This is a genomic window from Kribbella orskensis (assembly GCF_004342085.1).
In the GTDB taxonomy this organism is placed as follows: domain Bacteria; phylum Actinomycetota; class Actinomycetes; order Propionibacteriales; family Kribbellaceae; genus Kribbella; species Kribbella orskensis.
In genome coordinates, this window is the sequence record NZ_SLWM01000029.1 from 1 (window position 1) to 19,314 (window position 19,314).

Below are 19,314 nucleotides of genomic sequence, written 5' to 3' on the forward strand. Positions count from 1 at the left end.
AGGATGAACTTCGGTGCACTCTCCATGATCCGCCCTTTCACTCCGCCAGGTTCCGGGTGCGCGCAGTACGCGTCAGACTACATTTCATCGCCTGCGTGACCACCTGAAGCAGGGCCCGAAGGTCCCGACTCGGGGTTCGTGGCCGCCCGGACCCGTGCGTAGGCTGGACGACCTGCCGGGCCTGGGTCCTTCGGCACTGGTGCACGGCCCAGTTCGGTTCTGAAGTGGATCCCATGACAGACGAGTCCGGACGGATCGCCGTGGCGGACCTGACGAAGGTGTTCGGATCGGTGCGGGCGGTCGACAATCTGAGCTTCACCGTGGCACCAGGAACCGTCACCGGTTTCCTCGGGCCCAACGGCGCGGGCAAGACTACGACGTTGCGCTGCCTGCTCGGGCTGGTTACCCCGACCGCGGGCACGGCCACCATTGGTGGTCTGCGGTACGCCGACCTCCCGCGACCGTCCGGCACGGTTGGCGCCGTCCTGGATGCGTCCAGCTTCCACCCGGCGCGGACGGCCAGGAACCATCTGCGCGTGCTCTGCGCGGCCAACGGATACCCGGTACAGCGTGGCGATGAGGTTCTCACTCTGGTCGGGCTGACGCCGGCAGCCGGGCGCAAAGTGAACGAGTACTCCGCCGGCATGCGGCAACGTCTCGGCTTGGCGGCCGCACTGCTCGGCGACCCGCAGGTGCTGCTGCTGGACGAGCCGGCGAACGGCCTGGACCCGGAGGGCATCGTCTGGCTGCGTAGGTTCCTTCGCCGGATGGCGTCCGAGGGCCGCACGATCCTGCTGTCCAGTCACGTACTCAGTGAGGTCGAACAGACCGTCGACGACGTCGTGATCATCGACAAGGGTTCGCTTGTGGGGCAGGGCGGGCTGGCCGAACTCGCCGACGGGCAGGGCCGCCCGGTGGTCGTCCGTGGCCCTGACCTCGACCGGCTGGCGGCCACCCTCCACAACCGAGCCGGCCTGACGCACCGCGACGGTGCCCTGGTGGTGACGGGGTTACGCCGCGAGGAAGTCGGGCACATCGCCTTCAGCGAGCGGATCGAACTGCATGAGCTCACCACCGAGCGCAGCGACCTGAAGGACATCTTCTTCGCCCTCACCGGTGGAGGTGCGTCCAGATGACGAACCTGGTCCGCGCCGAGTTCACCAAGCTGTTCACCACCAAGCTGTGGCTGTGGCTGCTCGTCGGCGCCGCCGGGCTGACCGCGCTGTTCGTCAGCCTGACCATCGGGCTCGAGGGCCGGGAGGACAACCCCAGCCCGCCGCTCAGCTCAGCAGAAGGCCAACAAGCACTGTTCAGTTCCGCCGGTGGCGCGGCGGTCTTCACCGTGGTGCTCGGCATCATCGCGATGACCGGCGAATACCGCTACCAGACCATCACACCCACCTTCCTGGTCACCCCACGCCGCGGTCGGGTAGTGGTCGCCAAGCTCATCGCCTACGCGCTCGTCGGCCTGGCCTTCGGAACCGTCAACGTGCTCGTGTCCCTGGCGATCGCCGTACCCTGGCTCGACGCCAAGAACGTCGACCTCTCGCTCACCGCGAACCGAATCCCTCAGACGCTGCTGGGAGTTCTGCTCGGTCTCGCGATCTTCACTGTCATCGGCGTAGCTATCGGCGCACTGGTTCGCCATCAGGTCGCCGCAGTGGTCGGAACGCTCGTCTATTCGCTCGTCGTCGAGTCCTTCGTCTCGCTCCTGCCGACGATCCGCGACTACTTCAAGTACTTCCCGGGCGGCGCCTTCAGCGGGCTGACCAACAGCTACGAGCCCGATGTCACCTTCCTCGCCGCATGGCAGGCCGGCCTGCTGATGGTCGCGTACGGCGTTGTGTTCGCCGTCCTCGGTATCACCCTCGCCATCCGCCGCGACATCACCTGATCCGGATCGTGCGGGCCGAAGGTCCGCCTGCTCGGTGACTGACGGCTCTGTCGGCGACCGGCCGCGCGCGGAGGCTGGTGGTGAGAGACCAATCATCGGGAGGAATCATGGCCACTACATCTGGTCCGTCGGCACCGGAGCAAGGTTCGGCCAGGCGATGGTCTGCGGGGAGAGTCATCACAGTGGTCTTCGCCACGCTGGTCGCGCTCGCGTCAGCATTCGGGCTGGTGGTCGGTGGAACGATGCTCTGGCTCGACCAAACCCAGCGTGACGCTGCGGGCTTCCTGACGTCGGACAGCGTGTCGATGCGGACCGCGGGGTACGCGCTGGTCAGCGACAATCTGACGGTCGACACCGGCACCGTGACCGGCGTACCGCGACGCCTCTTCGGGGACACGCGGGTGCGGGTGGAGTCGGCCGACGACGGACCGGTGTTCGTCGGCATCGCAAGCTCCCGCGATGTCCGCGGCTACCTCGCCGGGGTGGACTACTCGACGGTGCGGTCGCTCGGCCCGAACGGCACCCACTACACCGACCACGCCGGCACCGCGCCGTCGGTAGCACCCACCGACACGACGATCTGGCGGACACAGGCCAGCGGCACCGGGGTTCAGACGATCAACTGGGCAGTTGAGAGCGGCGACTGGACCATCGTGGTGATGTCGCCCGACGGCACCGCCGGGGTCGACGTCCAGGTGGACGCCGGCGCCACCGTACCGGCCCTCGACTGGTTGTCGATCGTCGTGCTGGTCAGCGCCGGAGCGTTCTTCGTGCTGGGCGTTGTCGCCCTCGTCCTGGCGGTACCGCGCGCCGGCCGGGCGGTGGGATGACCTGGAAGAACAGCAAGTGACTTCTCCTCGTCTTCGCGGTCGTCGGCGCGGTCGCCCACAGCATCGCTGAGCCCCGGATCAGGATGTCTGCTCGGCGTGTACAACGGCGACCGGGCAGGACGCGTGGTGGAGGACTCCGCGGGCGACGGAGCCGAGCAGCATCGCGGTCGTCCGGTGGTGGCGACGGCCGCCCACGACCAGGAGCTGGGCGTCACACTGCTCCGCGGCGGTGACGACGCCGTCGACCGCATGGCCGCGGCGGACGTCGACCTGGATGACCAGCTCGGGATACCTCGGTTGCCACTCGCCGGCGACGGCTTCCCCCCACCGCCGGGCGTTGTCGTCCCATTCCTGCTCGGCGCGGGCGATCGCGGCCGCGTCCCGGCTGTGGACGCTCGGCAGCTCCCAGACGTGGACCAATCTCAACGGCACCCCTCGCTCCGTCACCGCGGTGACCGCGAACTCGATCGACCCCTGGTCCGCGTCGGACCCACCCACCGCGACGACGACCGGACCGGAGTGATCGCCTGGCTTCCACCTGTCCGGAACAACGACCACCGGCACGGTCGCCACGTTGACGACCTCTTCCGACGTCGAGCCGATGAGCAGTCGCTTGAATGCGCCCGTCCCCCGCCGGCCGACGACGAGCATCGTGCTTCCGGCCGCCGCCTCCACCAGCGTTGTGGCCGGCCGGCCGCCCATCAGGTCTGCGTCGAGGTCCAGCCGATCGCGTCTGGCGTCCAGATGCTTCTGGACCTCGTCGACGAGGTCGACCGCCGCCTCGTCCACGATGGTCGGTTCCGAGTACGGCGCACGACGTACCGTCTGGTCGACCACGTAGACCGCCCGGAGGGGTTCATGCCGAAGGTCTGCTCCCCGCACCGCCCACTCCAGGGCACCGGAGTGATGCCACGAGCTGTCGATCCCGACGTAGATCACAGGTCTTGTCCTTTCCACTCGTTCTCCGACTCGATCGTCCGGCTGAACAGGCGGTCCGGGCAAGGGCCCTGGCCATCGACCGACGTGCCGAAGGACCCGGCTGCTGGGGACCGATGCCGCTGCCCGCAACCTCTGGAACCCGACAGGCTGAGATCACAGCATCCACGCGCCCGGCTCGAGGAGGAGTCCGCGGCCGACAGCTGGACCGAGCCAGAATCACAGCGGAGGTGACTTTGTGTATCGCCATAACGCACACGTTGTGCCGGTGCCTTGGGTGCGGCGGCTGGTGATCGATGCCGGCCGGGCTTCGAGGCGGCGGCATGCGATTCACGGACTGTTCGAGGTCGATGTCACCTCCGCCAGGCAGTTGTTGCAGGCGCGCCGGCTTGCCACTGGTACGGAGCTGTCGTTCACCGCGTTCGTGATCGCCTGCGTGGCGCGCGCCGTCGCCGCGGAGCCCGGTGTCCAGGCGTACCGGGACCTCCGTGGCCGGGAGGTGATCTTCGACAATGTCGACGTCGGCCTCCCGATCGAGGTGACGGTCGACGGCGCGCCGTTCGCGTTCACTCACGTCATCCGGGACGCCGGCTCGCGGACCGTCGAGGACATCCACCGCGAGATCCGTGAGATCCAGGCCGATCCGGCGCGTAGTCCATCGGTCCGCAAGGAATCCTGGGCGCGGGCCTACCTGTTGCTCCCCGCCGCCGTCCGCATCGGTCTCCTCGGTGCGCTGCACCGCTGGCCGAACCAGCAGCGCGCACTCGCCGGCACCGTCGGAGTCACCGCCGTCGGTATGTTCGGCGCCGGCGGTGGCTGGGGCATCGCGTTCCAGCTGCACACGCTCAGCATCGTCATCGGCGGCATCACGGTCCGACCCGCCCTCCGCGCAGGACAACTCGTCGAGCAGGAATGGTTGCAGCTCACCGTCAGCGTCGACCACGTCGTCGTCGACGGCGCACCCACGGCGCGGTTTGTCAGCAGACTGCGCAGCTTCCTGATGACCGCCGACGGACTGCCGGGCGCCGGAGACCTCCGGCGCCGGTAGGAAGGTCAGTGGTCGGCGAGGGGCTGGTGGACGATCGCAATCGGGCCGGCGGCATGCTGAAGCACGCCACGGGCCGTCGATCCGAGCAGGATCGCCGTGAGCCGACGGTGGCTGCGGCCTCCGATGACGAGCAGCTGGGCGTCCGCCTCCTGCGTGGCGTCAGTCAGCCCGGCCACCGGGTGGCTATGCCTGAGTTCGGTCTCGAAGGTGATGTTGGGGTACTTGTCCCGGCACTGCTGCGCGATCGCATCCAGCTGCTCGTTGTGGTGACGACGTGCCAACTCGACAGTTCCCGCGGTCGCAGCCGTATCTCCGGTGTACATCTTGGCGACGTCCCAGACGTGCACCAGTCGGATCCGCACCCCACGTTCGGCGGCCAGGCCGACCGCGAACGCGACTGCCGCCTCGCAGCGCTCGAGCTCGTCCACGCCGACTGCGACGGGCGCCACCTGATCCCCCGGGCGCCACTTCGGCGGAACGACGACCAACGCCGTACCGCCGAAGTGCGCCACCGCCTCGGCCGTGGAGCCGATCAGCAGCCGGCCGAGCACGCCGCGACCATGGCGTCCGACGACGAGCATCCGGTCGCCGGCGGTGGCTCCCGCCAGCGTGTGCGCCGGCGCGCCGGACAACACAACGGCCGTATGTTCCGCCTCTGCGTCGTTGCGGTGCAGATAGTCGCGGGCATCGGCCACCAACCGCTTGGCCGCCTCGTCCGCGCGCGCCATGTCGACGAACGGCCCAGCCGGCAGCATGTTGTCGATCACGTGCAGAACACGAACCGGATCGGAGCTGAGCCGGGACTCCTGCAGCGCCCAGTCGACGGCACCGTTGTCGGCCCAGCTGCCGTCGACCCCGACGGCGATGGTGGCTTGCTGCGTCATGATCGGTTCCTCTCGTTTCGGTCCTTCACTCGCTCGGGTGAGCCGCGAGGATCTCGCGCAGAGACTCGACGAAGCGCAGCGACTCGTCGTAGCCGCGCTGCCAGACGTTGCGGCCGAAGATCAAGCCGAGGCCACCCGCGTCCATCGCCTGCCGCGCCTTGGCGAGCATCGCCTCGTCGCCGGACTTCTCTCCGCCGGACACCAGCACCAGAGTCCGGTTCGCCGACCGCACCACGGCTTCGATCGCCTGCTGCGAGCTGAACTCGGCCCGGTACGCCGGTTTCACGCTGTCCTGCTTCTCCGGGTGCGGGAAGTTCACCTTCACCACGTCGGCGCCGAGCTCGCTGGCCACCCGGGCCGCGTAGTCGACCGCGTAGAACGAGTCCTTGCCACCCTTCGCCTCGATGGCCGCCCCACGCGGGTACGCCCAGACGATCAGCGGCATCCCGAAGCGGTGCGCGTCCGCCCTGATCTGCCGGTACTGGGCGAAATCCGCTTCCTGTGCGGGCGATCCGACGTACAGGGTGTAGCCGACCGCGTCGGCGCCCAGCCGGACCGCGTCCTCGACGCTCGCGTGCACCGGCGACAGGGCCTGGGCGTCGGCCGGGATGTCGGTCTTGCCGTTCAGCTTCAGGATCAACGGCACCTCGCCGGCGTAGTCCCAGTAGAACTTCTCCGCCAGCCCGATCTGGACCGCGATCCCGTTGAAGCCGCCCGCGATGGCCAGTTTCACGATGTACGCCGGGTCGGACGCCTGCGGGTTGGCGAAGAAGTCCCGCGGGCCGTGCTCCAGCCCCTGGTCGTACGGCAGGAAGAACGCCGTACCGTTGCGCAGACCGTGATCGAACAAGATCCGCCGCAACCGCGTCTTCTTCCCACTGTTCAAGCCCAGCTCACGCAACGGTGGTCGAGTTTGCATGGTCAACACTTCTGTCTTCCGGGGCGGGGTCAGAGTGACCGGGCGATGCGCTCGGCCAGGTCGAGCAGGCGGCTGGCGTAGCCCCATTCGTTGTCGTACCAGCCGAAGACCTTGATCAGGTGACCGTTGGCCTGGGTGAGCTGCGAGTCGAAGATGCACGAGGACGGGTCTCCGACAATGTCGCGCGAGACGATCGGATCCTCGGTGTAGCGCAGCAGGCCCTTCAACGGTCCGTCGGCTGCTTCGGCGAACGCCTGGTTCACCTGCTCGACGGTCGCCGGCTGGGACAGCTCGACGCACAGATCGGTCAGGGAACCGTCCTCGACCGGCACCCGGACCGCGACACCGTCGATCTTGCCCGCAAGCTCCGGAATCACCAGCCCGACCGCTCGGGCAGCGCCGGTACTCGTCGGGATCAGGTTGGCCGCACCGGACCGTCCGCGGCGCAAGTCCTTGTGCGGGGAGTCCAACAGCACCTGGTCATTGGTGTAGCTGTGGATCGTGGTCATCAGACCACGCTCGATCCCGAACGCCCGGTGCAGTACCGACACCATCGGAGCGACGCAGTTCGTCGTGCAGGAGGCGTTCGAGACGATGTCGTGTGTGGCCGGGTCGTAGGCGTCGTCGTTCACGCCGAGCACGATGGTGGCGTCGACATCCTTGCCCGGGACGGACAGCAACACCTTCCTGGCGCCAGCGGTCAAGTGCGCTCCGGCCGCTTCGCGGGTGCGGAACTTTCCGGTCGACTCGATCACCAGGTCGACACCGATCTCGCCCCAGCCGAGTGCGGCCGGATCACGTTCGGCGGTCACCCGGAAGGTCCGGCCATCGACGGTGATCGTGTCGTCGGTGTGGCCGACGTGCTCCTTCAACGGACCATAGGTGGAGTCGTACTTCAGCAGATGCGCCAGCGTCGCCGGCGAGGCGATGTCGTTGATCGCGACCACCTCGATCGCGTCTGACTCCCGCTCCAGCACACAGCGCAGGAAGTCCCGTCCGATCCGCCCGAACCCGTTGATCCCGACCTTGACACTCACGACGTCCCCTTTCCGTGGATTCACTGCCTTCTATTCCACGAGCCGGCCGGAGTGGTCAGCAGGGCCAAAGGTCCCCGGTCGCGACGCCACTGGACCCGGCAGCCGCGGGTACGGCGATGGGCCCGCCCGGTTGATGACCTTCGGCCCTGCTGACCGAGCGCCTGCTGCCGTGTGCTGGTGCCGACGATCCACAGACCGTGGACCGGAACGACGAGAAGGCGGAGAAACGACGATGAAAGCCGCGGTGGTCAACACCTTCACGGAACCCCTGGAGATCAAGGACCTGCCGATCCCCGAACCCGGCCCTGGACAAGTCCTGGTCCGGATCGAGGCCTCGGGCCTTTGCCACACAGACATCCACGCCGCCCACGGCGACTGGCCGGTCAAGCCTGGCCTTCCCTTCACCCCGGGCCACGAAGGCGTCGGCCCGGTTGAGGCCGTCGGCGACGGAGTACCGGTCGACCTGATCGGCAAGCGCGTCGCCATCCCCTGGCTGGCCACCTCGTGCGGGAACTGCCGGTACTGCGTCTCGGGCCGCGAAGCGTTGTGCGAGAGCCAGCTGAACAGCGGCTACTCCGTGGATGGCGCGTACGCCGAGTACGCCGTCGCCTTCGCGCACGGCATCGTCGAAGTCCCGGACGGAGTGTCGTCGTTCGACGCGGCACCGCTGACGTGCGCCGGAGTCACGACGTACAAGGCGATCAAGGTTGCTACCGTCACCCCGTCAGAGCGCATCGCGGTCTTCGGGATCGGCGGGCTCGGCCACCTAGCCGTGCAGTACGCGCGGCTCGTCGGTGGCCTCGTCACCGCGGTCGACATCGAGCAGAGCAAGCTCGACCTGGCCGAGGAACTCGGCGCGGACCACCTGGTCAACGCGGCCGAGACCGACCCGGCGGAGGAGATCCAGAAGATCGGCGGCGCCGATGTCGCGATCGTCCTGGCTGCCTCGCCGAAGGTCTTCCAGCAGGCCTACCGCTCGCTGCGCCGCGGTGGCCGGCTCGTGATGGTCGCCCTGCCCGCGGACAACGCGAGCATCGACGTACCGATCTTCGAGACCGTCCTCGGCGGCATCTCCGTGATCGGCTCCATCGTCGGCACCCGCCAGGACCTGGCCGAGGTCTTCGCCCTGCACGCGGCCGGACGCACCAAGGTCGTCGCCGAGCCCCGCAAACTCACCGACGTCAACACCTGCTTCGCCGACGTCCTCGCCGGCCAGGTACCAGGCCGCCTGGTGTTCCAGTTCTGACCACGACACGCAGAGCCCCTCGGTCGTGCGGCGACCGAGGGGCAGCGTGTGTCAGGAACCTCAGAGCGAGCCGCGCCGAAGTGCCGCCCACAAAGGGGACTTGAGCCTCTGTCACGACGCAGCCGGCCGTGACGATGCTGGAGCTGAAGGACGGAGAGAGGAGACGGCGATGAATGACAAGGCAGTTGTCGACCAGGCTGGGACCGACGTCGACAAGGAACTCCGTGAGCAGGCGATCGCGGAGCTGCGCAAGCGCCGCGAGCTGGTCGGCCACATCCTCACCTACCTGACGGTGAACACCTTCCTGGTGGTCATCTGGTACCTGACCGGTGCGGGCTTCTTCTGGCCGGCGTTCCCGATCTTCGGCTGGGGCATCGGCGTGGTCCTCCACGCCTGGGATGTGCTCACGCCACAACCGAGCGAGGCGGCGGTCCGCACCACGATGGACCGGATCGCGCGGCGCAGGTGATCACCTGCCCCTTCGGCTGACGGGCGGTCGTAAGGGTCCCCCGATGAGGTGACCTTGGCCTCTGCCCTCCTCCGGCACGCCGTTCGACGGTGAAGGTGTGAAGCGCGGAGTTTGGCGGCAACGGCTCGACTTGCCGGCACTGATCGACCACTGGGTGACCGAAGGAGTGATCACCCTGTCCCAGGCCGAGCGGATGCGAATTGACCTCGGCCAGCACACGGACCAGCCGTCGCAGCTGTCACCAGCGCCAGTGCCACGGAGGACTCAACCGCCACCCCCGGCTCGAAGCGAGCGTACGTCCCTGGTGATCGAGGCGCTCGGCTACCTCGGCGGTGTGATTCTCCTGATTGCCACCGGGCTTCTCACTGCGCAGTACTGGGCGAACCTGTCCGACTCGACACAGCTGGGCATCGTCGCCGGAGCGGCGGTACTGCTGCTGTTTGCCGGGCTCGCGATGCCGCTGCAGGCAGCCGGTGCAAGCGTCCGTCTGCGCGCAGTCCTGTGGCTGCTCTCCACTGTTGCCACAGCCATCTTCCTCGCACTGCTCGCCGCCAAGAAGCTGGACCTGCACGGCGAGGACATCACTCTGCTGTCCGCTGCCGGAACAACCGCGCTGGCTGCCGCACTCTGGTGGCAGCTGCGGACGGTCCTGCAGCACGTGGCGCTGCTCGCGAGTTTGCTGGTTGCTACAGGCGCGACCGTCGCGCAGTTCACTGACAACTCCAACCTGCCGGGACTGGCGATCTGGGGTGCGGGCGTGGTGTGGTTCCTCCTCGGCTGGGGTGGGGTCATCACGCCCCGCAGCGAGGTCTACGTCCTGGGGCGGTCGGCATGCTGTTCGGTGCGGTCTTCACCCTCCCCAGCGACGCCGGCATCGTCCTGGGGCTCGCAACCGTCGCGACGATCGTCGCCGTCGCCGTCCTGTTCCGGGACCTGATGCTGCTCGCCATCGGAGCTCTCGGCGCCCTCAACATCCTGCCGCCTGCGATCTCTGAATGGTTCCCCGGCGAACTGGCGGCGCCGCTGGTCCTGTTCGCGTTCGGCGGACTACTGGTCGCCGCTGCCATCTACACTGCCCAGCAGCGCCGGATCAAGCCTGACACCCCCCCCCGCGAACGCACGACTACGCGGTCGGCACTCCACGTGTCGCCGTGCCGGCCGCGGTAGTCACCTCGCTCGCTGTCACCGTTGCCGTGCTGATCCTGGCCTGATGATCAGCCGTGCGGCTTCGGTTCTCGACGAGGTCGAGCCCGTGTTCATTGGAGCGATCAGCTCACTGGCGGCCAGACTCCAGGTGCTTCTTGAGGCCGACCCAGTTGCGGCGCTCCCAGGCCGGTCCGATGAAGGACAGCACCGGCGACAACACCCGCATCGGTCCGACCAAACCCATGTCCCAGTCCCACCTCAGGCGCGTCCCGCCCTCGTCGTCCTCGAAGGTCACGGTGCCGTCAACCTGCAGGTACGACGAGCGCACCCCGGTGTGGAGACGGCGTGGTCGGTCGTACTCCAAGATCGTCAGCGTGATCTCACCCCTGGCACCCATGCCCTTCGGCTCGGCCACGAATCGGGCACCGGCGCCGACTGGTCCCTCGCTCAGCTTCTCAGCGCGGACGATCCGAGGGTTGTACCTCGGCTCGTTCCGCTCATCGGCGACCATGTCGAACACCTCGTCGATCGGGGCATCGATCAGGATCTCCCCGGCGATGTGGGTCATCGCTACTCCCTCCGGGCCTCGAGACTTGGACAGCGGCGCGATGCGGCTTCAGATGAACAGCAGTTGGGCGCCTTCGGTTTTCTCGATGAAGTCGGATGCGCTGATGATGCCCTCGACGTCGTCGTACAGGTCGTTCTCGTCAAGCTGCATCATGTCCGCGGACATCCGGCAGGCCCACAGGTGGCCACCGGAGGCGACGATCTGTTCGAGGAACTCCGGTACGTCGGGCACTCCTACCTGCTCGATCTGCTTCTTCATCTGATGGGTGGCCAGTGCGGTCATGCCGGGCAGGCCACCGAGTCCTTGCGGCAGGTGGGTGGCGGTGTTGCCGAGCATGGTGAACTTCAGATCGTGCATCCGCGACTTGGTGATCATGTCGAAGCCCCAGAAGGTGAAGAACAGATGCGTCTCCACGCCTTCGCCCAGGGCCGCGTTCGCCAGGATCAGGCCCGGGTAGGCCATGTCCAGGTTGCCCTTGGAACAGATGATGGCCAGCTTGCGTCCCTCGGCCTGGTCACCGAAGTCGGGAACCAAGGTCAGTGTCTCGGTCATCGCTTTCTCCTTCACACGCAACCGCGTGGCTTGGGCAGACCCGCGACGTACGCCATCTTCTTGGCCGGCTTGCCCGGGAACAGGACGAACAGCTGCTTGATCGGGATCCCGGCCAGCGTGGACACCCGGCGCAGCGTCGCGGTCTCGCCGTGCGTGGGGTAGTCGGACCGGAGGAACCTGATCGCCTTCCAGTGCTCGTCGGTCAGCTCGATGCCGATCTGGGCGGCCAGTTGTGCCGCGAGCGGCTCGGTCCATTCGTCGTACTCGGTCAGGAAACCCTCGGCGTCGACGTGGACGTCGGCTGTGCCGATGGTGAGGACAGGCATGATCAGTTCTCCTTGCCGGGTCGATGTTTGCCGGTCATGGACATTTGGCTCGGCAGCGGCAGCCACCGGCCGGGCAGCAGCAGGTGCCAATAGATCCACCGGAACGCCAACTTGCCCCAGTGGTTCCTGGCCGTCTCCCGGAGCAACCCGAACGGGCCGAGCCGCGGCAGCGGGTACTCGCCGGGCAACGGCTCGGTGTCGTAGTTGAAGTCGATCAGCAGTCCCCTGCCGTCTCCGGACTCGACGAAGCAGTTGGCGTGTCCGTCGAACTGCTCGGTCATCGCCGTGCCTTCGACGTACTCACAGAAGTTCTCGGTGAACACCTCGACCGAGAAGTGCGCCACCGAGCCGGCCTTCGACGTCGGCAGGTCGTTCGCGTCGCCGATCGCGAAGATGTCCGGGTACGCCCTCGACTGCATCGTCCGGCGATCGACCGGGACGTAGTTCAGCTCGTCGCCGAGCCCGGACCGGGCGACGAAGTCGGCGCCCATGTTCAGCGGAACCGTGACGAGCAGGTCGAACGGGATCTCGCGCTCGTCGTACGACACCAGCACCTTGCGCTCGGGGTCGATCCGCTCGACCAGGAAGTCGGTCTCCAGCGCGATCTTGCGATCCTCGAGCATGCCACCCAGTCGCTCGGAGGCGATCGGCTTGGTGAAAGCACCGGACAGCGGGGTCACGTACACGATCTCCACCTGGTCTCGTCGTCCCTGCTGCCGGAACCAGGCCTCGGCCAGGAACGTGAACTCCAGTGGCGCGACCGGGCACTTGATCGGCTGATCGACGATGTGCACGACCAACCGCCCGCCACGGAACGACTCCAGCGCTCCGGCCAGCGCGGACGCGCCGTCGTAGGTGTAGAAGTCGAAGATGCTCCGCCGCCACTCGGTGCCCAGCATGCCGGGTGTCTGATCCGGCCGGGGCGAGGTCCCGGTCGCGATCACCAGGTAGTCGTAGCCGAGCGCCTGACCATCGGTGAGCCGAACGACCTTGTCGGCCGGATCGATCCGGTCGACCGCGGCGAGCTCGAGCCGGATCCCGGGCCGCAGGAAACGCCGCCGGGATTTGCGGAGGTGCTCGGGACGGTGCTGCCCGAACGGAAGGAACAACAGTCCGGGCTGGTAAAGATGGACGTTGTCACGGTCGACGACAGTGATCTGCCAGTCCCGCATGGGCAGACGGCGGCGAAGCTTGTTCGCCGCCATCGTGCCCGCGGTCCCTGCGCCCAGGATGACCAAGCGCTTCACGACATCACCGCAGCCAGGGGTACCGGCGGACGATGTCGAGCTTGCCCCACCACCGGCCGAGACCCCACCAGGTGCCAGCAGCAACGAGTGCCAGGACGACCAGCGTGATCGCGCCGAGGATGTGGTCATCGATGACCGGGTTGTTCTCCGGCGGCAGGTTCGCGGTCCACATCAGCAGGTACAGCAACGCTCCAGAGACTGCCGCGATCCGCATCCCGATGCCCAACGTGAGCGCCAGACCGATTCCGGCCAGGCCGACCATGAACAGCGGGGTGACCCACCAGTCACCGACCAGGGACTGGTAGAAGTCCGCGAACGGACCGCTGGTTCCCTTGCCGAGGAACCCTGCGGTCGGGTCGCCGCCGTCGATCCAGCCTTTGCCCTCCGGGGTCGCGTAACCAAGACCGAACAGCTTGTCCACGAACGCCCAGAGGAACGTGAAGCCGAAGGCGATCCGCAGTACGGCCAGAGCCCGCCCGGCCGCAGTGGTGATGACCTGTTGCCGGTCACCGTCAGGTGCCATCACAGGGACCGGAATGTCGCGCCGGTTCGGGGTGGTGGTCATGATCTCGTCCTTTCCTCGTTCTGTACTTCGAGCATCCGCTTTCCCGCAGATCCGTAGGCAGAGGCCGTGGTCACCGGCCGAAGTGCCGAAGGACCCCTCCACCTCAGGACCGTTGCCCGCAGCCCAGCCGCGCCCCACGGACCAAGCTGAAGAGACGGCAGTGGTTCGGCGCTGTGAAGGGAGCACGCGATGAGTGGTAGCCCTGTGCTGACATTCCTCGGCGCGGCCGGGACGGTGACGGGCAGCAAGTTCCTGCTCGAGTACGAGAACCACCGGACGCTGATCGACTGCGGGATGTTCCAGGGGGAGGCGCGCTGGCGGCGCCGGAACTGGGACACCTTCCCGATCGAGCCACGTACGCTCGGTGCCGTCGTCCTGACCCACGCGCACCTCGACCACTGCGGTTACCTGCCGGCCCTGGTCCGGCAGGGTTTCCACGGCCCGGTGATCTGCTCGGCCGCGACCGCGCAGGTCGCCGCGATCGTGCTCCGTGACGCCGCGCACCTGCAGATGGAGGACGCGGTCCACGCCGGCACCGGAGGTTACTCCCGCCACGATCCACCGTTGCCGCTGTTCGACACCGAGGACGCCGAGCGGGCGATCAAGCTCTTCCGGCCGGTGCCGGAGTCCGGCCGGGCCGACTTACCCGGCGGTGGGGCCGTGACCCTGCACCGGGCCGGCCACATCCTCGGCTCCACCTTCGCCGTCGTCGAACTGGGCGGCCGGCGGTTGGCTGTGAGCGGCGATCTGGGCCGGCCGGACCATCCGCTTCTGCTGCCACCCGAGCCCCTTCCCGGCGCCGACGCGGTCGTGATCGAGTCGACTTACGGGAACCGGCTGCACCAGCCGCTGGACCACGCCCGGCTGGCCCGGCTGATCACCTCGACGGTCGACCGCGGCGGCGTCGTCCTGATTCCCGCCTTCGCCGTCGACCGCACCGCCGTGGTCCTGCGCGAGCTCACCGAGCTGACCCGCCACGAACTGATCCCGCACCTTCCGGTCTACGTCAACAGCCCGATGGCGCTGGCGGCGCTGAGCGTCTACCGGACCGCGATCTCGCAGAAATCGGCCGAGCTGCGACCGGAGATCCTCGGCGGCGACGACCCGTTCGATCCCGGCGACCTGCGGCTGGTGCACTCGGTCGACGAGTCGATCCGGATCAACAACCCCGGCCGGCCCTGCATCATCCTGTCCGCCTCGGGGATGGCCACCGGCGGCCGGGTCCTCTATCACCTGGAGCGTCTCTTGCCCCAGGCAAAGAACACGATCCTGCTGCCCGGCTTCCAGGTCGCCGGGACCCGCGGCCGGCAGTTGCTCGACGGCGCCCGGGCGGTCAAGATCCACGGGCACTACATCCCCGTCCGCGCCAGGATCGCCGACCTGCCGGAGTTCTCCGCCCATGCCGACGCCGACGAACTCGTCGACTGGCTGTCGAGCACCCCCGAACCGCCCGAGGCCGTGTACGTCGTACACGGCGAGGACGACGCCCGGCAGGCCCTGGCCGAGCGGATCGACGACGAACTCGGCTGGACCGCGGTGACACCTCGTCACCTCGAGCGCGTCCGGTTGTAGCGGGCCGTACCAAGGAGGACACCATGAGCACCGCCGCACCACTGACCGACGACGAGGTGGGCATTCTGCTCACCGCTGCCGTCCATGCGCCATCGATGGACAACACCCAACCATGGCGGTTCGAGGTGGCCGGGCCGGTGATCGACGTCCGGCTCGACGAGGAGCGGTTGCTGCCCGCCGCCGACCCGGCCGGCCGGGCGATGCGGATCGGACTTGGCGCGGCGGCGTTCAACCTCCGGGTGGCGGCCGCCATGCTGGGGCACGAGTCGGCCTTCACCATCGCGCCGGATCCCGCCGACCCGGCCGTGGTCGCCCGGATCTTCCTGTCCGAGCGCAACGGGCCGGTGCCGGGCCTGTCCGCGCTGTACGGCGAGATCACGCGACGGCACACGTATCGCGGCCCGATGGTCGAGCAGGCGATCCCACCGATTGTGGTCGGTGCACTGACGGGCGCCGCCGAGGCCGAGGGCGCGGTGCTGCACTGGCTGGACGAGGACGCCAAACGGCAGCTCGCCCAAGTACTGCGTGAAGCCGACGACCTGGACCTGCACGACGAGGATCGCCTCCATGAGCGGGCCGAGTGGATCGGCGGGAAGCGGCCGGACGACGGTGTTCCGGACACCGCGCTCGGACCTGTGCCGACCCGACCGGCCATGGTCCGGGACCTTTCGGCAGGCTTCGTCACTCCGGGCCGCGATCAGGCGGCTTTCGAGGAGCATCCGGTGATCGCCGTCCTCAGCACCGAGGACGAGGACGAACACGCGTGGGTCCGGGCCGGCCTGGCGCTGCAGCGGGTGTTGCTGACAGCAACTTCCTCGGTGCTCGCCGTCTCCTTCCTCAACCAGGCACTGGAGTACCCGGCGCTGCGCGGGCAGATCAGGCAGCTGGTCGGCGGGCACGCCTGGCCGCAGATGATCCTCCGGATCGGCTACCCGACCGAGGCCGAGGCGGGTACCGGCCGGCTCCCCTGGCGGGACACTCTGGATCGCTGGTTCTGACGTACGGCGAAAGCCCGGTCCGTCCGGACCGGGCCTTCGTGTGCCGGGGTCAGCGGTCCGCGGAGTGGAACCGCTTGTTCACGTCCTCGAGGTCGCGGGCGACCGCGTGGACCAGGTGGTGGGACAGCTCGGACAACGCTCGTGCCACCGCCAACTCGTCGCCGATCTCGGCGACCTGGGTGTCCTTCGGGTGGCGATGTGCACTCCCATGGCCGATCAACTGGGTCTTGTCGTTCGTGTGCAGCCGGGCCTCGGCGTGGATCAGCCCGGTCTCCTCGTGCTCGTCGATGTAGATGTCCACGCTCCACCGGTGCGTCATCGCCATCGGTGTTTCCTTTCTGTGCGACGTCCCGTGCCCTCAGACTGCGACCGTGGCCGGCGTACCGTCAGGGCCGAAGGTCCCTAGCTTGCGAAGCTCCGGCCGGTCCGGAGGGTGCGGCACGGAGCCACAGGGTGAGCGGCACCAGCGTGACTGCCGCGAGTACGACGAACAGGACCGCGCCACCCAGGGTCGCAACGTCCGAGGACGGAGCGGCGCGGTGGCCGAGCCACTGGTCTGTCGCGACACCGATTGCCTCGATCATCCAGAACACGAGGCCGGCGCCGCCGAGAAAGATGCCGGCCGGCCGCTGTCGCCACATCAGTACGGCGACGATCGCCAGGGCGGGCAGCCAGATCGCGAGGTCCTGGGCGTAGATCGGGTTGGTGGTCAATCCGGTCCCGTTCAGGAAGCCGGGCGGGTCCTGACCCAGATCCGGTACGACGAACCCCAGCCAACCGATCGCGTTGAGAGCGACCACGGTCAGGATGAACCCGGCGATGCCTCGGACGGGCAGCCGGCCGTCCGACACCATCGCAGGCAGCGGGTCGAGCAGCGCCCTGACCAGGGACCAGAACGCCAGTCCGTGCAGGGCGACGTAGGCAAGGAACAGCTCATTGAACGGGGTGGCGTACACCAGCAGCGCGGCGTTGTAGGTCAGGTAGGCGATCGCCCCGATCAGCGCGGCCCTCCCCCGGACCGACCCTCTCGCCGACGTGATCAGGCCGACCACCAGCACCGGCAGCGCCAGGGCGAACATGGTGAGAGCTGTTCCCCGCGCCGATCCGTTCATCACTGGTGTCCCGTTCAGGATCCCGTCGACGAAGAACGTGGGGACGGCCGCGACCACGACCAGTACGCCCAGGACACTGCACAGGATCCGCGTTCGGCGGCTCAGCTCCTCGGTCGCGCCGATGGCCACCGTGTGCGTCATTCGCATCGCCGCCTCCAAACGTCGCGCTGCTTCGACGCTCCTCCCCGGACCTGGATGCTCGTCAGGGCCGTAGGTCCCGGAAAGGAAGGGATTCGGGACCGTTTCTCACAGCACGGGACCTTGGGCCCTGGCCGGGACCAGGGCGACGGGCGGACAGTCGAACCATGAAGGACTGGATCCATCGGTTCGCCGGCTACGATCCGCCGGACGAGCGGCGGCGTGAGGCGCTCTGCACCGTCGGCAACGGGTACTTCGCCACCCGAGGAGCATGGGCGGGCTCGTCGGCCACGGACCACCATTACCCCGGGACCTACCTGGCCGGCTACTACAACCGGCTGACCGACGAGGTCGACGGCCACACAGTCGAGAACGAGAGTCTGGTGAACCTGCCCGACTGGCTGCCACTGACGGTCGCCATCGACGACGGCGACTGGATCACGCCGGACACCTGCGAGGTCATCGAACACGACCAGGAACTGGACCTTCTGCGCGGCGTACTGACCCGGCGTTTCCGGCTTCGCGATCCACTCGGCCGGGAGGTGAGCGGAGTTGAGCGGCGATTCGCCAGCATGGCAGAGCCCCACCTGGCCGGCCAGACGCTGGCCATCACAGTGGTCAACTGGTCCGGCCACCTCCGGCTCGGGACGGCGGTCAACGGAGCGGTCCGCAACAGCGGCGTCGAGCGCTACCGGAAGCTGTCCGGCCGGCATCTGACCGACCTCGCCCCAACGGTTGCTGACGGTGCCCTCATGGTGGCGGTGAGCACGTCACAGTCACGCCACCGGATCGCCGTCGGCACCCGGACCGTTGCCACCCACAACGGCTCGCCGATCGCCGGCTGGACCACCCGGACGGACTCGACGTCCGCGTACGCCGAGATCGTCGTACCCGTCGAGGCCGGGGACCTCGTCACCGCCGAGAAAGTGGCGGCGATTCACGGCTCGCGGGACGCGGGGATCACCGAACCCCTGCTGGCCACGCGCACCGCGCTGGCCGAGGCACCCAGCTTCGACGAACTGCGCGAGGCCCACGTACTCGCCTGGTCACACCTCTGGCAGCGGTTCTCGATCGAGCTCGAGGAGCCCTTCGACGGCACCCTGGCTGCTGTCCGGCTGAACCTCTTCCACCTACTGCAGTCGGTCTCGACGCACAGCGGCGACACCGATGCCGGCGTACCCGCACGTGGTCTGCACGGCGAGGCGTACCGCGGTCACGTCTTCTGGGACGAGTTGTTCGTCTTCCCGGTGCTGACGCTGCGGATGCCGGCCCTGACCCGTTCGCTGTTGCGCTATCGGCATCGACGGTTGCCGGCCGCCCGGCGGGCGGCTCGACAGGCCGGCTACCCCGGAGCCATGTTTCCGTGGCAATCGGGCAGCGACGGTCGGGAGGAGAGCCAGCGGCTGCATCTCAATCCGCTGTCCGGCCGATGGACCGAGGATGCGACCTTCCGGCAGCGGCATGTCGGGCTGGCGATCGCGTACACCGTGTGGCAGTACGTCGAGATGACCGGCGACCTGGAGTTCCTCGGCGATCGCGGCGCCGAGGTCATCGTCGAGGTGGCCCGGTTCTTCGCCGGGCTCGCCGAGTACGACCAGGGTCGCGATCGTTATGTGATCCGCGGTGTGGTCGGACCGGACGAGTTCCATACCGGCTATCCTGACCGGCCGGCCGGCGGGATCGACAACAACGCCTACACGAACGTGATGGCCGTCTGGCTGTTCGGAGTGGCCGCGAAGGCTCTGCAGCGGCTGCCGGCCTGGCGGCGGACGGACGGAACTGACCGAGTCGCTCGGCCTCCGACCGGAAGAGCTGAGCCACTGGGAC

General features: G+C 68.1%; 20 protein-coding genes and 1 pseudogene. 10 read left to right on the forward strand and 11 right to left on the reverse strand.

Features of this window, described 5'->3' with window-relative positions; all coding sequences use genetic code 11:
• Positions 1-233 precede the first annotated feature (233 nt).
• The 3 genes from EV644_RS39080 to EV644_RS39090 all read left to right on the forward strand — a co-directional run bounded on the left by EV644_RS39080 (position 234) and on the right by EV644_RS39090 (position 2,724).
• Positions 234-1,136 (forward strand): ABC transporter ATP-binding protein, encoded by a 903-nt coding sequence (locus EV644_RS39080; RefSeq protein WP_132195906.1) that lies wholly within the window; start codon positions 234-236, stop codon positions 1,134-1,136.
• A complete protein-coding gene (locus EV644_RS39085) occupies positions 1,133-1,894 on the forward strand; it encodes an ABC transporter permease (protein WP_132195908.1) in 762 nt (253 codons plus the stop codon). The genes EV644_RS39080 and EV644_RS39085 overlap by 4 nt, the downstream gene beginning before the upstream one ends.
• 182 nt (positions 1,895-2,076) lie before the next feature.
• Positions 2,077-2,724 carry a hypothetical protein gene (locus EV644_RS39090; RefSeq protein WP_132195910.1) on the forward strand — a complete coding sequence of 216 codons (648 nt, stop codon included), beginning with the start codon at positions 2,077-2,079 and terminating at the stop codon, positions 2,722-2,724.
• 78 nt (positions 2,725-2,802) lie between these two features.
• Here the strand turns inward: EV644_RS39090 and EV644_RS39095 are convergent, their stop codons facing one another.
• Positions 2,803-3,663, reverse strand: coding sequence for a universal stress protein (locus EV644_RS39095; RefSeq protein WP_158293067.1), 861 nt, complete (start codon positions 3,661-3,663; stop codon positions 2,803-2,805).
• Between the two features lie 265 nt (positions 3,664-3,928).
• Here EV644_RS39095 and EV644_RS39100 point away from each other — a divergent pair, with 265 nt between their 5' ends.
• A complete protein-coding gene (locus EV644_RS39100) occupies positions 3,929-4,708 on the forward strand; it encodes a 2-oxo acid dehydrogenase subunit E2 (RefSeq protein WP_132195914.1) in 780 nt (259 codons plus the stop codon).
• A gap of 5 nt (positions 4,709-4,713) precedes the next feature.
• Here EV644_RS39100 and EV644_RS39105 read toward each other — a convergent pair whose 3' ends face one another.
• Genes EV644_RS39105 through gap form a run of 3 tightly spaced genes read right to left on the reverse strand, consistent with a single transcriptional unit; the run spans position 4,714 to position 7,548 of the window.
• Positions 4,714-5,592: a universal stress protein gene (locus tag EV644_RS39105; protein WP_132195916.1), complete on the reverse strand. Its 879-nt coding sequence runs from the start codon at positions 5,590-5,592 to the stop codon at positions 4,714-4,716.
• A 25-nt stretch (positions 5,593-5,617) separates the two neighbouring features.
• Positions 5,618-6,511, reverse strand: coding sequence for a class I fructose-bisphosphate aldolase (locus EV644_RS39110; protein WP_132195918.1), 894 nt, complete (start codon positions 6,509-6,511; stop codon positions 5,618-5,620).
• Between the two features lie 29 nt (positions 6,512-6,540).
• Positions 6,541-7,548 (reverse strand): type I glyceraldehyde-3-phosphate dehydrogenase, encoded by a 1,008-nt coding sequence (gene gap, locus EV644_RS39115; protein WP_132195920.1) that lies wholly within the window; start codon positions 7,546-7,548, stop codon positions 6,541-6,543.
• Positions 7,549-7,780: 232 nt separating this feature from the next.
• Between gap and EV644_RS39120 the strand changes: the two genes are divergently transcribed.
• The 3 genes from EV644_RS39120 to EV644_RS39130 all read left to right on the forward strand — a co-directional run bounded on the left by EV644_RS39120 (position 7,781) and on the right by EV644_RS39130 (position 10,200).
• The gene (locus tag EV644_RS39120) at positions 7,781-8,794 is read left to right on the forward strand and encodes a zinc-dependent alcohol dehydrogenase (protein WP_132195922.1); all 1,014 of its coding nucleotides are present in this window, start codon (positions 7,781-7,783) and stop codon (positions 8,792-8,794) included.
• Positions 8,795-8,963: 169 nt separating this feature from the next.
• Positions 8,964-9,263 (forward strand): 2TM domain-containing protein, encoded by a 300-nt coding sequence (locus EV644_RS39125; protein ID WP_132195924.1) that lies wholly within the window; start codon positions 8,964-8,966, stop codon positions 9,261-9,263.
• 97 nt (positions 9,264-9,360) lie between these two features.
• Positions 9,361-10,200: a DUF2157 domain-containing protein gene (locus EV644_RS39130; RefSeq protein WP_132195926.1), complete on the forward strand. Its 840-nt coding sequence runs from the start codon at positions 9,361-9,363 to the stop codon at positions 10,198-10,200.
• 336 nt (positions 10,201-10,536) lie between these two features.
• On the opposite strand, the gene EV644_RS39140 is transcribed toward EV644_RS39130, so the two are convergent.
• From EV644_RS39140 to EV644_RS39160, 5 genes are read right to left on the reverse strand one after another with little or no spacing between them, the layout of a single operon-like run.
• Positions 10,537-10,977: an SRPBCC family protein gene (locus EV644_RS39140; RefSeq protein ID WP_132195930.1), complete on the reverse strand. Its 441-nt coding sequence runs from the start codon at positions 10,975-10,977 to the stop codon at positions 10,537-10,539.
• Between the two features lie 48 nt (positions 10,978-11,025).
• Entirely contained in the window at positions 11,026-11,529 is a 504-nt protein-coding gene (locus EV644_RS39145; protein WP_132195932.1) for a DsrE/DsrF/DrsH-like family protein, read from the reverse strand.
• A gap of 11 nt (positions 11,530-11,540) precedes the next feature.
• On the reverse strand, positions 11,541-11,855 hold the full coding sequence (locus tag EV644_RS39150; protein ID WP_132195934.1) for a TusE/DsrC/DsvC family sulfur relay protein: 315 nt from the start codon (positions 11,853-11,855) through the stop codon (positions 11,541-11,543).
• Between the two features lie 2 nt (positions 11,856-11,857).
• On the reverse strand, positions 11,858-13,102 hold the full coding sequence (sqr, locus tag EV644_RS39155; RefSeq protein WP_132195936.1) for a type III sulfide quinone reductase, selenoprotein subtype: 1,245 nt from the start codon (positions 13,100-13,102) through the stop codon (positions 11,858-11,860).
• A gap of 4 nt (positions 13,103-13,106) precedes the next feature.
• On the reverse strand, positions 13,107-13,667 hold the full coding sequence (locus tag EV644_RS39160; protein WP_241999346.1) for a hypothetical protein: 561 nt from the start codon (positions 13,665-13,667) through the stop codon (positions 13,107-13,109).
• A 189-nt stretch (positions 13,668-13,856) separates the two neighbouring features.
• On the opposite strand from EV644_RS39160, the gene EV644_RS39165 reads away from it, so the two are divergent.
• Both EV644_RS39165 and EV644_RS39170 read left to right on the forward strand, forming a co-directional pair.
• Positions 13,857-15,239, forward strand: a complete 1,383-nt coding sequence (locus EV644_RS39165; RefSeq protein WP_132195938.1) for an MBL fold metallo-hydrolase RNA specificity domain-containing protein — start codon at positions 13,857-13,859, stop codon at positions 15,237-15,239.
• A gap of 23 nt (positions 15,240-15,262) precedes the next feature.
• Entirely contained in the window at positions 15,263-16,237 is a 975-nt protein-coding gene (locus EV644_RS39170; RefSeq protein WP_132195940.1) for an Acg family FMN-binding oxidoreductase, read from the forward strand.
• A gap of 49 nt (positions 16,238-16,286) precedes the next feature.
• On the opposite strand, the gene EV644_RS39175 is transcribed toward EV644_RS39170, so the two are convergent.
• The gene (locus tag EV644_RS39175; RefSeq protein ID WP_132195942.1) at positions 16,287-16,562 is read right to left on the reverse strand and encodes a DUF1876 domain-containing protein; all 276 of its coding nucleotides are present in this window, start codon (positions 16,560-16,562) and stop codon (positions 16,287-16,289) included.
• A gap of 61 nt (positions 16,563-16,623) precedes the next feature.
• Entirely contained in the window at positions 16,624-17,496 is an 873-nt protein-coding gene (locus tag EV644_RS39180) for a hypothetical protein (RefSeq protein WP_132195944.1), read from the reverse strand.
• Positions 17,497-17,654: 158 nt separating this feature from the next.
• On the opposite strand from EV644_RS39180, the pseudogene EV644_RS39185 reads away from it, so the two are divergent.
• Positions 17,655-19,190: pseudogene (locus tag EV644_RS39185) on the forward strand (glycoside hydrolase family 65 protein); the annotation flags it as partial.
• Positions 19,191-19,314: the final 124 nt, after the last annotated feature.

What these genes read in the sequence shown, in the direction of transcription:
- EV644_RS39120 (WP_132195922.1), top strand. Translation starts at nt 7,781, where the DNA reads ATGAAAGCCGCGGTGGTCAACACCTTCACGGAACCCCTGGAGATCAAG.
- EV644_RS39165 (WP_132195938.1), top strand. Translation starts at nt 13,857, where the DNA reads ATGAGTGGTAGCCCTGTGCTGACATTCCTCGGCGCGGCCGGGACGGTG.
- EV644_RS39140 (WP_132195930.1), bottom strand. Translation starts at nt 10,977, where the DNA reads ATGACCCACATCGCCGGGGAGATCCTGATCGATGCCCCGATCGACGAG.
- EV644_RS39110 (WP_132195918.1), bottom strand. Translation starts at nt 6,511, where the DNA reads ATGCAAACTCGACCACCGTTGCGTGAGCTGGGCTTGAACAGTGGGAAG.
- EV644_RS39080 (WP_132195906.1), top strand. Translation starts at nt 234, where the DNA reads ATGACAGACGAGTCCGGACGGATCGCCGTGGCGGACCTGACGAAGGTG.
- EV644_RS39175 (WP_132195942.1), bottom strand. Translation starts at nt 16,562, where the DNA reads ATGGCGATGACGCACCGGTGGAGCGTGGACATCTACATCGACGAGCAC.
- EV644_RS39180 (WP_132195944.1), bottom strand. Translation starts at nt 17,496, where the DNA reads ATGCGAATGACGCACACGGTGGCCATCGGCGCGACCGAGGAGCTGAGC.
- EV644_RS39150 (WP_132195934.1), bottom strand. Translation starts at nt 11,855, where the DNA reads ATGCCTGTCCTCACCATCGGCACAGCCGACGTCCACGTCGACGCCGAG.
- EV644_RS39170 (WP_132195940.1), top strand. Translation starts at nt 15,263, where the DNA reads ATGAGCACCGCCGCACCACTGACCGACGACGAGGTGGGCATTCTGCTC.
- EV644_RS39160 (WP_241999346.1), bottom strand. Translation starts at nt 13,667, where the DNA reads ATGACCACCACCCCGAACCGGCGCGACATTCCGGTCCCTGTGATGGCA.
- EV644_RS39085 (WP_132195908.1), top strand. Translation starts at nt 1,133, where the DNA reads ATGACGAACCTGGTCCGCGCCGAGTTCACCAAGCTGTTCACCACCAAG.
- EV644_RS39125 (WP_132195924.1), top strand. Translation starts at nt 8,964, where the DNA reads ATGAATGACAAGGCAGTTGTCGACCAGGCTGGGACCGACGTCGACAAG.
- EV644_RS39145 (WP_132195932.1), bottom strand. Translation starts at nt 11,529, where the DNA reads ATGACCGAGACACTGACCTTGGTTCCCGACTTCGGTGACCAGGCCGAG.
- EV644_RS39105 (WP_132195916.1), bottom strand. Translation starts at nt 5,592, where the DNA reads ATGACGCAGCAAGCCACCATCGCCGTCGGGGTCGACGGCAGCTGGGCC.